This is a genomic window from Rhizobium sp. CF142, assembly GCF_000281145.1.
Taxonomy (GTDB): domain Bacteria; phylum Pseudomonadota; class Alphaproteobacteria; order Rhizobiales; family Rhizobiaceae; genus Rhizobium.
Genome location: NZ_AJWE01000098.1, coordinates 152,269 through 167,840, shown reverse-complemented (window position 1 = coordinate 167,840; position 15,572 = coordinate 152,269). Strand labels below are relative to the sequence as shown.

Below are 15,572 nucleotides of genomic sequence, written 5' to 3'. Positions count from 1 at the left end.
AAAAAGCCACCCGCGACAAGCGGATGGCCCTCAATTTCATGAGACCGTCAAATTCAGCCGCGCAGGTCCTTGCGCAGGATCTTGCCGACAGGGCTCTTCGGCAACTCGGTGCGGAATTCGATGAAGCGCGGTCGTTTGTAATTGGTGAGATTGGCCGCGCAATGGGCCTTCACATCGGCTTCGGTCAGACCAGGGTCCTTGCGCACGACGAAGAGCTTCACCGCCTCGCCGGAATGCCCGTCCGGCACGCCGATCGCCGCCGCCTCCAGGATACCGGCATGCATGGCGGCCACTTCCTCGATCTCGTTCGGATAGACGTTGAAGCCGGAGACGAGGATCATGTCCTTCTTGCGGTCGACGATCTTGGTATAGCCGCGCTCGTCCATGAACCCCATGTCGCCAGTGCGGAAATAGCCGTCCGGCGTCATCACCCGGGCTGTCTCCTCCGGCTTGTTCCAATATCCGGCCATGACCTGCGGGCCGCGAATGCAGATCTCGCCGATCTCGCCAAGCGGCAGGGAATTGCCGTCCTCATCTCTGATGTCGAGTTCCGTCGAGGGAATGGGAAGGCCGATCGAGCCGGTGAATTCGGGTGAATCGAAGCGATTGGCGGTCGCAACGGGTGACGTCTCGGAGAGGCCGTAGCCCTCGGTGACATGCGAGCCCGTCACCTTCAGCCAGCGCTCGGCCACCGGCCGCTGCACGGCCATGCCGCCGCCGAGCGACATGACGAGAGAGGAGAAATCGAGCTTGGCGAAATCGGCATTGTTGAGCAGCGCGTTGAAGAGCGTGTTGAGGCCGGGGAAGATATGAATGTTCGACTTCTCGAATTCCTTCACCAGTCCCGGAATATCGCGCGGATTGGCGATCAGCACATTATGGGCGCCAAGCGACATGCCCATCAGCGAGTTCACCGTCAAAGCGAAGATATGATAAAGCGGCAGCGCGCAGAGGAAGTTCAGTACGTCAGGCTGCTTCTTCTTGTCGAAGGCGGATTTCAACCAGAGCTGCAACTGCATCTTGTTGGCAAGCAGGTTCTGGTGCGTCAGCATCGCGCCCTTGGCAATGCCTGTCGTCCCTCCCGTATATTGCAGGAAGGCAATATCGCTGCCGGTGAGCGCGACGGGCGCAAGCGCCCTGTTCGCTCCCTCGGATAGTACCTGCCTGAAACTTTTATGCTGCGGAATGGACCAGGACGGAACGAGCTTCTTCACCCGGCGGACGACGAAATTGACGATATGCCCCTTGAGCCCAAGCATTTCGCCGAGAGAGGTGACGACGACATGGCGCAGGTCCGTCTTGTTGATGACCTGCTCGACGGTGCGGGCGAAGTTCTCCAGAACGAAGATCGCCTTGGCGCCGGAATCGTTGAGCTGATGCTCGAGCTCGCGCGGCGTATAGAGCGGGTTGACGTTCACGACGACGAGCCCGGCGCGCAGGATGCCGTAGACCGCGACGGGGTTCTGCAGCACGTTCGGCATCATCACGGCGACACGGTCGCCCTTCTGCAGGCCTACACTTTGCAGCCAGGCAGCCACCTTGCGGGTTTGCACCTCGAGCTCGCGATAGGTCATCGTCTTGCCCATGCTGGAAAAGGCTTTGCGGTTGGCAAAACGGGCACAGTTCTTTTCCAGGAGATCCGGAAGCGATGAGAATTCCAGTGGGGGAATTTCGGCCGGAACGATGTCCGGATAGGTGGCAAGCCATGGTTTTTCCGGTTTCGCACCACCAGGGTGGACGGAAATACTGTTCATTGTGTCTCTCTCCCATTCGGCCGCCGAAACCGGATGACACCGGTCGATCGGAAGATCCTCCATCCTCCGTCAAGGCAGCTTATGCCATTGCTTGAGCGGTTCAAGCGGATTGAGGCTACAATAACCTTAACGTAAACGTCAATATCGCGAGTGTCGCATATGAACGGCATGCGGCAGGGAACTTTGAGGCATAGGGCACGTTTTCTCGATGTGGAAGAACCACGAGGAAACGACAAGGAGGTGCACAATGCTGAATCAGGATACTGACGCCACCCGACGCGACCCGAATGTGAAGGATACCCCGACGCTGATCGCCAGCGACCGCGTTGAAGGCACCCGCGTCTATGGCGCCGATGGCAAACACATCGGTTCCATCGAACGCCTCATCCTCGGGAAGCAGGACGGCCGCGTCGCTTATGCTGTTCTGAGTTTCGGCGGCTTTCTCGGCATCGGCAGTGATCACTATCCGCTGCCGTGGGAAAAGCTGACCTACGATACCCAGCTGGACGGCTATCGCATCGATCTCACCAAGGAGCAGATCGAAGGCGCGCCGAGCTACGCGGATGATGATGACACCTGGTACAACGATAATGGCCGCCGCGTTTATGATTATTATGGCGTGCCGCCCTACTGGATGTAACACCGTCCGCGAGGACGAGCCGGTAGAGGCCCCGCCAGAGCGGGGCCTTTCAGTTTTTGTTCACGAGATCATTGGCAGTGCGAAGCACTGTGCCAACCACGATATCTTCGGCCGACAGGGACTTGTCGGTCGTCACACGGAAGATATGGCTTTCACCCGGCAACAGGGTCACCAGCATGGAATCCACCACCGCCGCCGGATCGAGCCGATCCGCCATCAGGCAGAGATCTTTCAGGAAGCTCTTGGCGGTGACCGTAACCTCATAGCAGCCAGCCGATTTTGCCAGTGAAATGTCGAGATCAGGGGCCGGCAGCTTCAGGTCGATATCCTCGACGAAATAGTGGAAGGCGCGCTTGTCGAGCATCTGGACAACGATGACTTCCTCATCCGCCGTGCCGGCTTTTGCGATATCCTCAGGCAGCGGGAATTCCTTCGCTTCGAACCGGTCGCAGAGCAGCCGCCAGAATTCGAATTCCGCCAACACCGTGCCATCGAGCCGCATCCGCCTGCCGCTGATCTTTGAGCGCCAGAACAGTGTCTGCTCGTTGACCGCGACAGCCGACAGGCCGTCGCCACGCGGCTGGATCGTCAGCAGGCGAGGATGGAACGCCTGTTGCATCGCATACCAGAGCGGCTTGCGCCGACCGGCAGAATCCAGCGCTGCCCATGACGTGACCGGCCAGCAATCGTTGAACTGCCAGATAACAGCGCCCTTGCAGATATCGCGATGCGAGCGCATGTGCTCGACGGCGAAGCGGATGGCACGCGCCTGATTGAGTTGCGTCGCAAAATGCCAGTCATCCATCGTCTGCGGCACGGGCAGGTGTCCGGCAAGCCCCTTGATGAGCTTGTCATTGCCTTGCGTCGCCTTTTGATGATGGAAGACGCCCCGCGATTCCGGCGTCAGCGGTTCGTCATGCACGCTCTCCTGCAGCGTCGCCCATGCCGGCGGCGCCTGCCAGCCGAATTCCGAGCAGAAGCGCGGAATGTAATTGCGGTAGACCTCGTAACCGACGTCGTTCCACACGTCCCAGATATGCTTGCAGCCATGCCGGTCGTCATTCGGCTCGATATTCATGGAGCCGGAATAGGGGCTGCCGGGATAGTAGGGCCTGATGGGATCGAGTTCGGCGCAGAGCTTTGGCAGGACATCGAGATAATAGCCGAGCCCCCAGCTGACACCGTCCTTGATGATCGGCCGCCAGCCCCACTCGTCGAAACCCCAGATATTCTCGTTATTGCCGTTCCAGATGATGAGCGATGCATGCGGCATCAGTCGCACCACATTGTCCCGCACCTCGGCGACGATTTCGCTGCGCAGCGGCTCTTCCTCTGGATAGGAGGCGCAGGCAAAAAGAAAATCCTGCCAGACGAGCATGCCGGCCCGGTCACAGGCTTCGTAGAATTCGTCCCGCTCGAAGATGCCGCCGCCCCACACACGCAGCAGATTGATATTGGCAGCCTTCGCCTCATCGATCCGCGCCGCATAGCGTTCCGCCGTCACGCGCGAAGGGAAGCAATCGTCCGGTATCCAGTTGGCGCCACAGGCAAAGATCGGCACGTCGTTGATGACGAAGGTAAAGGCCGAGCCATGCGCATCCGGCGACGTATCGAGCCGCAGCGACCGGAAGCCGATCTGCTTCGAATAGCCGTCGAGGACATCTCCGCTCTCGTCTTCCAGCCGGATCTCCAGCGGATAAAGCGGCTGCGCGCCGAGATGATGCGGCCACCAGAGCTGCGGCGAGGGCACGCGAACCTCGAAGGAAACCTCATCGGCATCCGCTTCGACCGTGACCGTCTGCGTCACGCCGCCGATTTCGGCCGTGAGTTTCGTTGGCCCGGCCTCGCCGTGTCTTGCGAGCCGCGCATGCACCTTGACCAGCCCATCGCGGCCCGCAAGCGCTGCCGAAACCCTTGTAGCGGCAAGCCGCGCCCGATCCCAGCTCTCCAGCCGCACCGGCTTCCAGAGCCCGGCCGTGACAAGCGTCGGACCCCAGTCCCAACCGAAATTGCAGGCCATCTTGCGTATCAGGTTGCCTGGTCCCGGATAATTGTTGGGCCGGTAGCCGTAATGCTTCTCCATCTCGGCGCCATAGGCATAGGCGGAATGGAAGGTGATGCTGAGCTCGTTTGCACCTTCCCGCAGCAGCGACGAAACGTCGAAGCGATAGGTGCGGTGCATGTTGAAGGTGCGGCCGATCTCCTCGCCGTTCAGGCGGATCGTCGCAATCGTATCGATGCCGTCGAAGACGAGTTCCTGCACCTGGCCGTCATTAGGCTCGGCTTCGAAATCCAGCCTGTAGACCCATTCCGTCTTGCCGATCCAGTCATTGGTGATCTCGTTGATATCGAGATAGGGATCGGGGATCAGCCGGTTTGCGAGCAGGTCCAGATGCACGCAGCCAGGCACCGTTGCCGGAATCGAAGCCGGCAGGTTGCTTCTTCCTGTATCGTTACAGGAAAGCGTCCAGCCGTTATGAAGGTCTCTCCTCCCAATCATTTCAGCCTCTTATGTTCATTGAAAACGGCCGTGGCGCTGCAGCACCTCGATCTTGTAGCCGTCAGGATCGGTGATGAAGAAGAACAGCCCGAACAGCTTGCCGTCGCGGTTGAGTTCCACGAGCTTGCCGGGGTTGAGGCCGAGATCCGTCAGCCGCTTGTGCTCGACCTGCACTTCCTGAACGGAAACAGCGAGATGGCCATAGGCATCGCCGAGATTATAGGGCGCCGTGCGACCCTTGTTGATCGTCAGCTCCAGCTCGAAGCCGGTCTCTTCATTGCTCATATAGATCAGCGTGAAGGTCTCGAAATCGACACGGTCGGCAACCGCGAGCCCGAAGACTTTGCTGTAGAAATCGACCGAGCGCGCCTCGTCCAGAACGCGGATCATCGAATGGATCATCTTGGCCAAGGCGGTCTCCCATCGCTGACATTACCGCTGCCTTGGTAGCCGTCCTCTCAAGCCGGACGCAAGCCCATTCTGCGCGTGATGACGCCTTCGAGCATGCCGACGACATCATAGATCAGCACAGCCATCAGGCCGACGATCAACCCACCCTGCAGAATGAAGGCGGTATTGTCGGAGATCAGGCCGGCAATGATGACCTCGCCGAGACCTTTTGCCGCAACCGTCGAGCCGATCGTCGCCGTGCCGATATTGATGACGGTTGCGACCTTCAACCCTTCGAGGATCAGCGGCAATGCCAGCGGTAGCTCAACCTTGAAGAGACGCTGCGTCCCGTTCATGCCCATGCCATCTGCGGCATCCAGCACCTGTGGCGACACCTGCTTGAGGCCGGCGACCGTATTTTCGAAGATCGGCAGCAACCCGTAGAGGAAGAGCGCGATCAGCGTCGGCGCAGCACCAAAACCGGTGGCGGGAACGGCAAGCGCCAGCACCGCCACGGGCGGAAAGGTCTGGCCGGCATTGGCAATGGCGCGCGACAGCGGCAGGAAATCTGCTCCGCTCGGGCGGGTGACGAAAATGCCGCCGAGCACGGCAAGCACCGCGCTGCCGATAATCGAAATGAAAACCAGCTCCAGGTGCCCGAGCGCCAGCGAGGCGAGGCTGTTCTGCATATAGACCGGCGGTGCATTGTTGTTGGTCAGCGGCACCAGCATGAAGGAGAGCCACTCTGTCCTGAAGATCAGGATGAGCAGCATCACCAGCGCCAGCGCGCGAAACAGGTTGGCGAGGATGAATTTCATGCCTTGCGGCCCAGTTCGAGCAGCCGACCCATGGAGATCGAACCAACGGGCGCCTTGTTCGCATCCTGCACGGCCGCCTCGTCGACACCCTGCCAGATCATTTCGGCGAGAGCATCGCGAAGACTGAGCGACTGCGCCAGCGAATAAGGCAGGCCCGGCTTGGCCGGCTGCATGCTGTCCTTCAGTGGTGTCAGCGACATCAGCTTCAGCGCCCGGTCGGATGTGCCGGTCAATTGCTGCACGAAGGGATCGGCCGGTTCTGTCAGGATCTTCTCCGGCGTCGAGCATTGCAGAAGCTTGCCGCCGCTCATGACGGCGATCTGGTTGCCGAGATGAAAGGCCTCGTCCATGTCATGCGTGACGAGCACGACCGTGGTGCCGAACTGCTTCTGGATCGCCAGCAGATCGTCCTGCGCCTTGCCGCGAATAACGGGGTCGAGCGCGCCGAAGGGCTCGTCCATCAATAGCAGCTCAGGCTCGGCTGCCAGCGCCCGGGCGACGCCGACGCGCTGCTGCTGGCCACCGGACAGCTGATGCGGATATTTCTCGGCAAAGATCGCCGGGTCGAGATTGAAGAGGCCGAGCAGTTCCGTCACCCGGCTGCCGATGCGGGCCGTATCCCAGCCGAGAAGCTCCGGCACGGTTGCAATATTCTGCGCCACCGTCCGGTGCGGAAACAGGCCGTGTCCCTGGATGGCATAGCCGATCTTGCGGCGAAGCTCGGTCGCCGGCAGGTCCATGATGTTTTGCCCGCCGACGAAGATCTGTCCCTCGGTGATCGGCACCAGCCGGTTGATCATCCGCATCAGCGTCGACTTGCCGGAGCCCGACGTGCCGACGATGACAGTGATCGAGCCTTTTTCGACGCTCATCGAGACATTGTCGACGACGGTTGCAGAGCCGTAGCGCTTCGTGACGTTCCTGATCTCGATCTTGCTCATGCGGCTGGCCCCTGGATGCTTTCGATGACCGCATCAAGGATGACGGCCGAGGAGAAGGCGAAGAAAACGGTCGGCACGGCGCCGAGAAGAACGAGGTCCATGGCCGTCTGGCCAAGCCCCTGGAAGATGAAGATGCCGAAGCCGCCACCGCCGATCAGCGCGGCGATCGTTACCATGCCGATCGCCTGCACCAGCACGATGCGGATGCCCGTGAGGATGACGGGAAAGGCGAGCGGCAGGTCTATGCCGGTCAAGATCTGCCGGCGTGTCAGTCCCATGCCGGCTGCAGCATCACGCACTGAGGGATCGACGCCTTCGAGGCCGACGACCGTATTGGCGACGATCGGCAGCAGTGAGTAGAGCACGAGCGCAATCAGCGCCGGCGCGGTGCCGATGCCGCGAATGCCGATATCGGCCGCAAGCGGTACGTTTGCGGCGAGATAGCCGAGCGGCAGCATCAGGAGGCCGAAGAGTGCCAGGCTCGGAATGGTCTGGATGAGGCTCAGTGTCCGCAGCACGATCGCCCGCAGTTTCGGCACCCAGAAACAGAGGATGCCGAGTGGCAGCCCGAGAATGATGGCGATTGCGAGCGAACCGAGCGCCAGGAGCAGGTGAGAGACGGCTTCGGTCCAGAACTGGTCGGCCCGTGTCGAAAATTCCCGGAGGATCGACAGGCTGTCGAGCAGGCCGGACGAGAGGCAGATGGCGAGCAAGGCTGTGTAAGCGACAAGGGACGCAACACGCATCCACGGCGTCAGCTTTATCTTCACCAGCGCGTCGGAGATGATGAGGCCGATGACGCCGAGGAGCACCCAGAAGCTGCCGCCGGGCGTCATGCGCGCCACGGTGCTGCCTGATGGTGTCGCGGCCGTCGCCGCAAGGCCGATTGCAGCAATCAGTGCGGCAAGGCAGAGCGTGCCAAGTCCCAGGCGAATGAAAGCGTTGCGCAGGAAAAGCGTCGCCAGGGCAGTGGCAACAAGGAGGACCATCAGGATGACGACGGAAGGCTGGGGAAGAAGCTGTGTCAGCAGCATCGGCTTGCCGGCAGCGATACGGTTTGCCTTCACATAGATGAAAGGCAGAAGAGCCGTCGCCACAATGCCGCCTGCCACCAGTACCACGCCGAGCCGGTCCAGCTTGCGGACCGCTAAGGTTTCTTCCATCGATCCAACCCTGTCCGGAGAGTGCCCCGCCCGAATGCCGGGCGGGGCACTACAGCGCCGCGCGTCTTTTCAGACGCGCAAAGGACGCTATAGCACTTGAAACTGCTGCATAATTTTATCCTTAAATCGATTCCGATTTAAGGAATTAGGCAGTAGGCAATTACTTCAGGAACCCTTTTTCCTTCAGATAGGCTTCGGCAACGGACTTCGCCGGCTCACCATCGACCTGGATCTTGGCGTTGAGCTTGCGCAGCTCGTCTGCCGTCAGGCTCTGGAAGATCGGGGTAAGGATTTCCTGGATCTTCGGGTTTGCCTGCAGCACGGCTTCGCGGATGATCGGGGTCGGTGCATAGACCTGCTGCACGCTCTTGTCGTCTTCGAGAACCGTCAGCTCGGCCGCCTGAATTGCGCCGTCAGTACCATAGACCATGGCGGTATTGACGCCGTTGGTCTGGTCGGCCGCAGCCTTGATCGTTGCAGCGGTGTCACCGCCCGAAAGCACGACTTCCTGATCCGGCTTCAGCGTGAAGCCATAGGTCGTCTGGAAGGCAGGCAGGGCGCCGGCGGAGTTTACGAATTCGGCCGAAGCCGCGAGCTTGGCGGCGCCGCCGCCCGAAACCCACTTGCCGAAGTCGGACAAGGTCTTGAGCTTGTTCGGGCCGGCAACGTCATTGCGCACGGCGAGCGCCCAGGTATTGTTGGCGGGCGAGGGTGTCAGCCAGACGATCTTGTTGGCGTCATAGTCCAGCTTCTTTGCCAGCTGGTAACCCTGGTCGAGGTTCTTCCAGGCGGCGTCATCGGCCTTGTTGAAGAAGAAGCCGGCATTGCCGGTATATTCCGGGTAGATATCGATTTCGCCTGCGGTGATCGCCTTGCGCACGACAGGCGTAGCACCAAGTGCGATGCGGTCCTGCGTCTTGATGCCATTGGCATTGAGCGCCAGCGCGATGACGTTGCCGAGCAGCGTGCCTTCCGTGTCGATCTTCGATGAAACGACGACGTCTGCGGCGTGGGCCGCGCCGGCCGCAAAGGCGGCAAGCGAAACGGCAAGTGCGAATTTCTTCAGCATGATTATCCCCTTGGTTGAACACCGTTAAACGTCGCGAAAGCCCCGGACGCGAAGCCTGCGCGCATAAAACCCGCCGGCATGGTCAGCCATCAGGCCATCATGCCGGAAATACGTGCGTCATGGAAATAGTGTGCCCGCCCGAAAAATCGATGACCGAAAAATCGATGCCCGAAAATCGAAGCAGCCCCCTCCAGTATTCGCTCTCGCGACGCGATTATGGCGGCGAATGCAAACCGTTGCGCGGAATTGCATTCCCTTTTCCAAGGTCGGCGCGATTTGTTTTTGTCCCCTTGCGTGTTTCCACGGTGTTCCGGTGCTTTTGATCGGTTCTGTCGCCGCCCGGATTTCTTATGGAGTGAACGATAGCCTGCACCTCTATGGGCAGGGATATCTTTTTTCACGAACACGTCATATCCTCCGCCTTTTCAGTAGTTTCCGGAGAAAGCCTTGCATCTCGGCGCCCTCTTCATCGCAAGCCATGTTCTCTCTTCCGGCTCCATGCGCGAAACGGCGCGTCGCTTCAACATCTCCGTCTCGACCGCGTCGGCAGCGATCGATAGTCTGGAGACGGAACTCGCCCTGAAGCTCGCCGAACGTTCCTCGGGCGAACTGGTCATTCTGCTTGCCGGAGGCAGAGTTCTGGAGGGATTGGCGCCGATCCTTGCTGCTACAGCGCAGCTTGGCGACAAGCTTGGCTATCGTGAACCGGAAGCTTACGGACAATGGGCCGCCCGCATCCCCGTCAAGCTCGTCACCATGGAGCGTTATCTGGAGGTTGCCGATCAAGGCAGCATCAACAGGGCAGCACGCCGCCTTCGTCTTGGTCAGCCGCAGCTTTCATTGCAGATTGCCAATCTTGAGAAATTCTTTGGAGACCGGCTCTTCGAGCGTCAGGCACAAGGCTCGGCGCTGACGGAGGAGGGCCGCTTTGCCTATACCGTCTTTTCAACCATCAGCCTCGCCTGGAACGAGTTGAAATCCGCTGCGGACGAACGCTATCAGCGCACCGCCCGGTCGCTCCGCATCGGCGCCATTATCCCCACAGGCTCGGAAAGCTGGGTTGCGCGCTGCCTGGGTAGCCTCGTTGCCGAGTGGAATGCCGGCCGCAACAAGAATGCTTTATCGCTGGTCTCGATGACTGCCGACGATCTGCGTGAGGCGCTGAAATCCGGGCGCATCGATGTTGCGATTCTCGATTCCGTCTTCGGCCTGGAAAGCTTCCGTCATCGCGAATTGCTGCGCACCGATATGGTGGCGATCGCCCCGCTCGACAGTATGGAAGCAACCGCCAAGGAACTTGTGGCCAGCCATCCGATCTGCACGCCGAGCCCACGCACTGGCATCGGCCACGCCGCCATGACCTTCGGCTACGACCGCACCCTGCATCGTCGTTTGAGGGATCGCGATATTACCGCGGCGGATTCACTGCCCGTCATCGTCGATCTCGTCGCCAATCACGGCTACGTCTCCTTTCTCGGCCGCGTCAGCGCCATGCCGATCGCAGACCGGGTGCGTATCGTCGAACTCGCCGAGCCGATGCTGATGTCCTACCACGTGGCCTTCAATCATCGGAGAGCCGCCGCTGACGCTTGCGACCTGCTGATTGCGACCGCGGCAAAAATTGTCCCGGCACCCGTCGCGCAAAATGCCGCCTTCGCATAAACAAGCTGTGGCAGGCCGCAGCCTGCGAAGATGAGTACGACATGTACGCCATTGGCACCGTACAACTTCAGTGATCGGCGGAACTCGAATGCACGCTCTCCTATACCTTCTGGCCGGCCAGGCGTAACGCTGCCTGCGCTACGAGGTGGGCGATGCGGTCCGACAACTCCGGGTCCGATACGGCTCGGGCAACCGTAACGCCGCCGCTCAACATGGCGAGCAGCACGATCGCCCGATCTTCTTGCGAACCGATGGGAGTGCCTGAAGCATCGTTCTCCGGCAAACCTGCGGCGACCTCGTCGATTAGGCGCATCAACTCCGCCGTATAAGCAGCGCGGGTATCGTCATCGGCGCGCATCACGTCAGTGGAAAGGCTCGGCAAGGCGCAACTTTCGCCGAGATCGCAGGTCCGTTTGTAACCGAGATAGAATTCCACGAAGGTCGTCAGCCAGTTTGCCTGGTCGCTGCCTTTGAGCGCTGCAATCCCTTGCCGCAACTCTTCCAAGCCTGACAGCACGGCGGTGCGGAAGGCTTGGCTCTTGGACTTAAAGTGCCCATAGAAGGCGCCGTTGGTCACGCCAGCAGCCTTGGTCAATGCTTCGATGCCGCCGCCACCGTAGCCCTCCTTTCGGAAAACTCGACCCGCTGCTGCCACGATCTTGGATTTGGTCTCCTCTTTATGCTCTGGACTGTAGCGCATAGTCATCCTTATTGAGAGTGATCACTCTTTATGGCTTGCATAGAGAGCGATCCATGTTTATGGATAGAGAGTGTTCGGTATATATGAAATGCCGTTCTCGTTCAAATGAGGAGAACCCTATGCCCATTACGCTCACCGTGCCCGAAGGACTGCTATCGTCACAAGCGCAGGCTGAGGTCTTTTCCGGACTGACAGACGCGCTTCTCGAAGTCTCGGAACTGACTGGAAATGCCTTTATGGCGGCCAACATCGTCGGCTCGATCAACGTGTTGCCGAAGGAGCACGTACTTGCCGGTGGCAAGATGGCGGCGGCAGCTTTTGTCGAACTCAAGCTTCCCGAGATCGCGCTGACGACGCCCGAGGCGAAAAGCGCTTTCATTAAAAAGGCAACGGATATCGTTGAAAAGGCAGCCGAGGGACGGCTGAAGCGTGAACATATCTGGTCAAATGTCGTCTACGCTCCTGAGGGAGCTTGGGGCATCGGTGGCCGCAGCTACGACAATGCCAGCTTGATCGAGGCCATAGTGGGCACCGATGTCGCCCCGTAGCGTTTCGCATCACTAGTTCCTCAAGGCCAGACTGCGAGACGCGAAGATTTCGCGGTCTGGAAGATTATTGGGAGGTCACGCCATGCAGCTTGCCAACTACCTCTTTTTTACCGACCAGTGTGAAGCAGCGCTCGACTTCTACACCAAATGTGGCCTTGGTCGGGTCTCCGCACTCATGCGTCATGGCGACCACGGAGTGCCGCTCGCCAGCGAAGGCATGCGCGGAAAAGTCATGCATTCCCGCTTCGAGGGACCGGGTCTTCTTTTCTTTGCCTCGGACAATCACGATGCCGAGCCGATGCGAGGCTCCGCCCACATGCTCATCATGGACGATCGCGCCACTACAGATGAATTATTCGCGACACTTGCAGATGGCGGCAAGATTACTACACATCTCGCGGTGCAGCCGTGGGGGAGTTATTACGGCAAACTCACCGATCGATTCGGTGTCCAGTGGATGTTGGACTGTCTATCGTAGACTGCCCTGCGATAGACATACAGTGATCGAAACGTAATAGCTGCCACGCAGAATATCGCGCCGTAGCCGGCAATTGGCGGCATTTGGCGGAAGAAGAGGGATTTGATGACAGTTTTGCTGGAAGTATGCGTCGATAGCGCTCAGGGCCTCGAGGCGGCAATCGAAGGCGGCGCCGGCCGCATCGAGCTCTGCTCGGCGCTGGAGCTTGGCGGGCTGACGCCATTGCCGAGCCTGATGCGGATCGCGGCGCAAGCGCCGATCCCCGTCTATGCAATGATCCGCCCGCATGCCGGCCCCTTCATCTTCGATACGACGGATGAAAAGGCGATGCTGGCCGATATCGATGCTGTCAGGGCCGCAGGCCTCGCCGGCGTCGTCATCGGCGCCAACCGACTGGACGGCACGCTCGACATGCCGCTCATTCATCGCCTGAAGGCGCATGCTGCCGGCCTCGGTTCGACGCTGCATCGCGCTTTCGATCTGGTGCCCGATCCGGATGCAGCACTGGAACAGGCGGTCGAGCTCGGCTGCGAGCGCATTCTCACGTCGGGCTGCGTACCGAAGGCGGTGGATGGGCTCGAAACGCTGAAGCGCATCTCCGCCAAGGCAGCCGGCCGCATTTCCATCATGCCGGGCAGCGGCGTGCGCCCCACAAACGCCGTCGAGATCCTGCGAGCAACGGGTGCGCACGAGATCCACGGCTCCTGCAGCTCCGCCGTTGCCAGCGCCGATCCGCGCGCCGTCTCCTTCGGCTTCGATGTGCCGACCTCGAACCGCACCGATGTCGCGGTCGTCAGGCAGATGCGCGCGGCGATCGATACGCTTTAATCAGCGACCTTGATGACGGCCTTGATGAGGCCGCTCTTCTCATGCGCCCAGCGGGCGAGATCGCGCGGCGCATCGGCAAGCGTCGTGCGGTGCGTGATCAGCTTGTCGACCGGAACGAGACCCTTGGCGATCGAATCCGCGACGTGTTCGAAATCGACGCGCGTCGCGTTGCGGCTGCCGATGACCATCATTTCCCGCTTGTGGAATTCCGGATCGGAGAAGCGGATATCGTCTTTCACGACGCTGACGAGCACCAGCGCGCCGCCATGGGCCACAAAGCTGAAGGCTTTCTCCATCGAAGGTCCATAACCCGTCGCATCGAAGACGACATCGAAACCGTCGCCGTCAGTCTTCGCCTTCACGGCATCCGCTGTGCCATCATTGGCGACGATCCCCGACGCAAAGCCGAAGCGCTCCGACGCCATCTGCAACCGGTCAGCGCTCGTATCCAGCAGTGTCACATCATGACCGGCAATGCGTGAGAAGATCGCAGCACCTAGGCCGATCGGACCTGCGCCGATAACGAGCGAGCGGCAACCGGCTGATGCCATGGAGCGGCGCACGGCATGTGCTCCGATTGCCAGGAATTCGGTGGTTGCGGCCGCCTCGAGGCTGAGGCCCTTGGCGGCATAGAGATTGCCAGCAGGCACTACGATTTCCTCGCAGAAAGCACCATCCGTATGCACGCCGAGAACCTTGATATTGGTGCAGCAATTGGGCTTGCCCTGCCGGCAGGCGACACAGGTTCCGCAGGAGAGGTAAGGATTGACGATGACGGGCGTGCCGACCGCCATCGCCACTCCGTCGCCGGTCTCCAGCACCGTCGCTGAGATCTCGTGTCCCATGACGCGCGGATATTCGAGAAATGGGTGCTTGCCTTCGAAGATATGATAATCCGTGCCGCAGATGCCGACATGGCTGACCGCAAGCCGCACCCAGCCGGGAACAGGTTTTTCGGGGGAAGGGCGCTCGACGAGATCGAGGACGCCGGGTTCGCGGCAAAGGACAGCTTTCATGATGGTTCTCGCATGGCTGAAATGAAGAAAGCCGGCCTTTGGGCCGGCTTCGTTTTGCATCCCGCTCAGTTCGTCCGGCGCCGGCGAAGCTGGTCGAAGTAGACGATGACGATGATCAGCAGGCCGGTGATGATGCGCTGCCAGAATGAGTTGACGTTCAGGAGGTTTGCGCCGTTGTTGATGGTCGCCAGAATGAAGGCGCCGATCAGCGGACCATGCACGGAGCCGACGGCTCCGAAAAGAGAGGTGCCGCCGATGACCGAGGAGGCGATCGCCTGCAGTTCCCAGCCGTCTGCCTGCGTCGCGTTACCGATGGCGATACGCGAAGCGAGCAGCACACCGACGAAAGCCGCAAACGAAGCCGAAAGTATATAGGCCAGGTAGATCATCCCCTTGACGTTGACGCCGGAAAGGCGCGCCGCTTCGGCATTCGAACCGACGGCGAAGAGATAGCGCCCCCAGCGGCTCAGATGCAGGAAGACGAAGGAGGGGATCGCAACCAGGATGACCATCCAGAACAGGCTTGGAACGCCAAGGAAATCGGCGCGGGCGAAGTTGCTGAAACCCTCGTCGGTGATGCTGATCGTCGAGCCGTTGGTGATCAGCAGGCCGATGCCGCGCAGCGATGTCAGCGTCGCCAGTGTGATGATGAAGGGCGGCAGGCCCATATGCACGATGCCGAAGCCATGGAAGGAGCCGATCGCGACACCGATGGCGAGCGTCAGCAAGATCGCCGCCCAGAGCGGTACGCCCGCCTGCAGGAGCCAGGCGATGATGACAGTGCAGAAGCCGACGATTGCGCCGACCGAAAGGTCGATGCCGGCGGTGATGATGACGAAGGTCTGGCCGAGTGCCAGGATCGCCGTCATCGCGCCCTGGCGCAGCAGGTTGGAAATGTTGAGCGGCGTCCAGAAGCTCTCGGTGACGAAGCCGAGCACGACCCAGAGGAAGATCAGCAACCCGATCAGCGTCAGGCCGAACAGAATGTTCATCTTCCGGCGCGGCGGCGGCGCGACGATTTCGGTGGGGGTGACAGTCATGAATTTTCTCCCTCTTATTCTTCTG

At 60.3% G+C, this 15,572-nt stretch carries 15 protein-coding genes; 5 read left to right on the top strand and 10 right to left on the bottom strand.

The window, feature by feature from the left end; translation table 11 throughout:
* Positions 1-53: 53 nt before the first annotated feature.
* A complete protein-coding gene (locus PMI11_RS21940) occupies positions 54-1,754 on the bottom strand; it encodes a long-chain fatty acid--CoA ligase (protein WP_007821381.1) in 1,701 nt (566 codons plus the stop codon).
* Between the two features lie 247 nt (positions 1,755-2,001).
* On the opposite strand from PMI11_RS21940, the gene PMI11_RS21935 reads away from it, so the two are divergent.
* Positions 2,002-2,394 (top strand): PRC-barrel domain-containing protein, encoded by a 393-nt coding sequence (locus PMI11_RS21935; RefSeq protein ID WP_007821379.1) that lies wholly within the window; start codon positions 2,002-2,004, stop codon positions 2,392-2,394.
* Between the two features lie 49 nt (positions 2,395-2,443).
* On the opposite strand, the gene PMI11_RS21930 is transcribed toward PMI11_RS21935, so the two are convergent.
* The 6 genes from PMI11_RS21930 to PMI11_RS21905 form a co-directional block, all read right to left on the bottom strand.
* Positions 2,444-4,894, bottom strand: a complete 2,451-nt coding sequence (locus tag PMI11_RS21930) for a glycoside hydrolase family 2 protein (protein WP_007821377.1) — start codon at positions 4,892-4,894, stop codon at positions 2,444-2,446.
* A 15-nt stretch (positions 4,895-4,909) separates the two neighbouring features.
* Positions 4,910-5,305, bottom strand: a complete 396-nt coding sequence (locus PMI11_RS21925) for a VOC family protein (protein WP_007821374.1) — start codon at positions 5,303-5,305, stop codon at positions 4,910-4,912.
* Positions 5,306-5,352: 47 nt separating this feature from the next.
* A complete protein-coding gene (locus PMI11_RS21920) occupies positions 5,353-6,102 on the bottom strand; it encodes an ABC transporter permease (protein ID WP_007821372.1) in 750 nt (249 codons plus the stop codon).
* Positions 6,099-7,043: an ABC transporter ATP-binding protein gene (locus PMI11_RS21915; RefSeq protein WP_007821370.1), complete on the bottom strand. Its 945-nt coding sequence runs from the start codon at positions 7,041-7,043 to the stop codon at positions 6,099-6,101. Before PMI11_RS21915 ends, PMI11_RS21920 begins: the two co-directional genes overlap by 4 nt.
* Entirely contained in the window at positions 7,040-8,206 is a 1,167-nt protein-coding gene (locus PMI11_RS21910; protein ID WP_007821368.1) for an ABC transporter permease, read from the bottom strand. Before PMI11_RS21910 ends, PMI11_RS21915 begins: the two co-directional genes overlap by 4 nt.
* 160 nt (positions 8,207-8,366) lie before the next feature.
* Positions 8,367-9,275: a glycine betaine ABC transporter substrate-binding protein OsmF gene (locus PMI11_RS21905; RefSeq protein ID WP_007821366.1), complete on the bottom strand. Its 909-nt coding sequence runs from the start codon at positions 9,273-9,275 to the stop codon at positions 8,367-8,369.
* A 447-nt stretch (positions 9,276-9,722) separates the two neighbouring features.
* Between PMI11_RS21905 and PMI11_RS21900 the strand changes: the two genes are divergently transcribed.
* Positions 9,723-10,937, top strand: coding sequence for a LysR family transcriptional regulator (locus PMI11_RS21900; RefSeq protein WP_007821364.1), 1,215 nt, complete (start codon positions 9,723-9,725; stop codon positions 10,935-10,937).
* 100 nt (positions 10,938-11,037) lie between these two features.
* Here PMI11_RS21900 and PMI11_RS21895 read toward each other — a convergent pair whose 3' ends face one another.
* Positions 11,038-11,637, bottom strand: coding sequence for a TetR/AcrR family transcriptional regulator (locus PMI11_RS21895; RefSeq protein ID WP_007821363.1), 600 nt, complete (start codon positions 11,635-11,637; stop codon positions 11,038-11,040).
* A 119-nt stretch (positions 11,638-11,756) separates the two neighbouring features.
* On the opposite strand from PMI11_RS21895, the gene PMI11_RS21890 reads away from it, so the two are divergent.
* From PMI11_RS21890 to PMI11_RS21880, 3 genes are all read left to right on the top strand, one after another.
* The gene (locus PMI11_RS21890; protein ID WP_007821362.1) at positions 11,757-12,185 is read left to right on the top strand and encodes a tautomerase family protein; all 429 of its coding nucleotides are present in this window, start codon (positions 11,757-11,759) and stop codon (positions 12,183-12,185) included.
* Between the two features lie 82 nt (positions 12,186-12,267).
* A complete protein-coding gene (locus PMI11_RS21885) occupies positions 12,268-12,663 on the top strand; it encodes a VOC family protein (protein ID WP_007821361.1) in 396 nt (131 codons plus the stop codon).
* 105 nt (positions 12,664-12,768) lie between these two features.
* Positions 12,769-13,491 (top strand): copper homeostasis protein CutC, encoded by a 723-nt coding sequence (locus tag PMI11_RS21880; RefSeq protein ID WP_007821360.1) that lies wholly within the window; start codon positions 12,769-12,771, stop codon positions 13,489-13,491.
* Here PMI11_RS21880 and PMI11_RS21875 read toward each other — a convergent pair.
* Both PMI11_RS21875 and PMI11_RS21870 read right to left on the bottom strand, forming a co-directional pair.
* Entirely contained in the window at positions 13,488-14,507 is a 1,020-nt protein-coding gene (locus PMI11_RS21875; protein WP_007821359.1) for a zinc-binding alcohol dehydrogenase family protein, read from the bottom strand. The genes PMI11_RS21880 and PMI11_RS21875 overlap by 4 nt on opposite strands.
* A 65-nt stretch (positions 14,508-14,572) precedes the next feature.
* Entirely contained in the window at positions 14,573-15,547 is a 975-nt protein-coding gene (locus PMI11_RS21870) for an ABC transporter permease (protein ID WP_007821358.1), read from the bottom strand.
* Positions 15,548-15,572 lie beyond the last annotated feature (25 nt).

Excerpts from the sequence above, each read along its gene's own strand:
- PMI11_RS21910 (WP_007821368.1), bottom strand. The coding sequence starts at position 8,206 with ATGGAAGAAACCTTAGCGGTCCGCAAGCTGGACCGGCTCGGCGTGGTA.
- PMI11_RS21930 (WP_007821377.1), bottom strand. The coding sequence starts at position 4,894 with ATGATTGGGAGGAGAGACCTTCATAACGGCTGGACGCTTTCCTGTAAC.
- PMI11_RS21935 (WP_007821379.1), top strand. The coding sequence starts at position 2,002 with ATGCTGAATCAGGATACTGACGCCACCCGACGCGACCCGAATGTGAAG.
- PMI11_RS21890 (WP_007821362.1), top strand. The coding sequence starts at position 11,757 with ATGCCCATTACGCTCACCGTGCCCGAAGGACTGCTATCGTCACAAGCG.
- PMI11_RS21940 (WP_007821381.1), bottom strand. The coding sequence starts at position 1,754 with ATGAACAGTATTTCCGTCCACCCTGGTGGTGCGAAACCGGAAAAACCA.
- PMI11_RS21915 (WP_007821370.1), bottom strand. The coding sequence starts at position 7,043 with ATGAGCAAGATCGAGATCAGGAACGTCACGAAGCGCTACGGCTCTGCA.
- PMI11_RS21905 (WP_007821366.1), bottom strand. The coding sequence starts at position 9,275 with ATGCTGAAGAAATTCGCACTTGCCGTTTCGCTTGCCGCCTTTGCGGCC.
- PMI11_RS21920 (WP_007821372.1), bottom strand. The coding sequence starts at position 6,102 with ATGAAATTCATCCTCGCCAACCTGTTTCGCGCGCTGGCGCTGGTGATG.
- PMI11_RS21875 (WP_007821359.1), bottom strand. The coding sequence starts at position 14,507 with ATGAAAGCTGTCCTTTGCCGCGAACCCGGCGTCCTCGATCTCGTCGAG.
- PMI11_RS21870 (WP_007821358.1), bottom strand. The coding sequence starts at position 15,547 with ATGACTGTCACCCCCACCGAAATCGTCGCGCCGCCGCCGCGCCGGAAG.
- PMI11_RS21895 (WP_007821363.1), bottom strand. The coding sequence starts at position 11,637 with ATGCGCTACAGTCCAGAGCATAAAGAGGAGACCAAATCCAAGATCGTG.
- PMI11_RS21880 (WP_007821360.1), top strand. The coding sequence starts at position 12,769 with ATGACAGTTTTGCTGGAAGTATGCGTCGATAGCGCTCAGGGCCTCGAG.
- PMI11_RS21885 (WP_007821361.1), top strand. The coding sequence starts at position 12,268 with ATGCAGCTTGCCAACTACCTCTTTTTTACCGACCAGTGTGAAGCAGCG.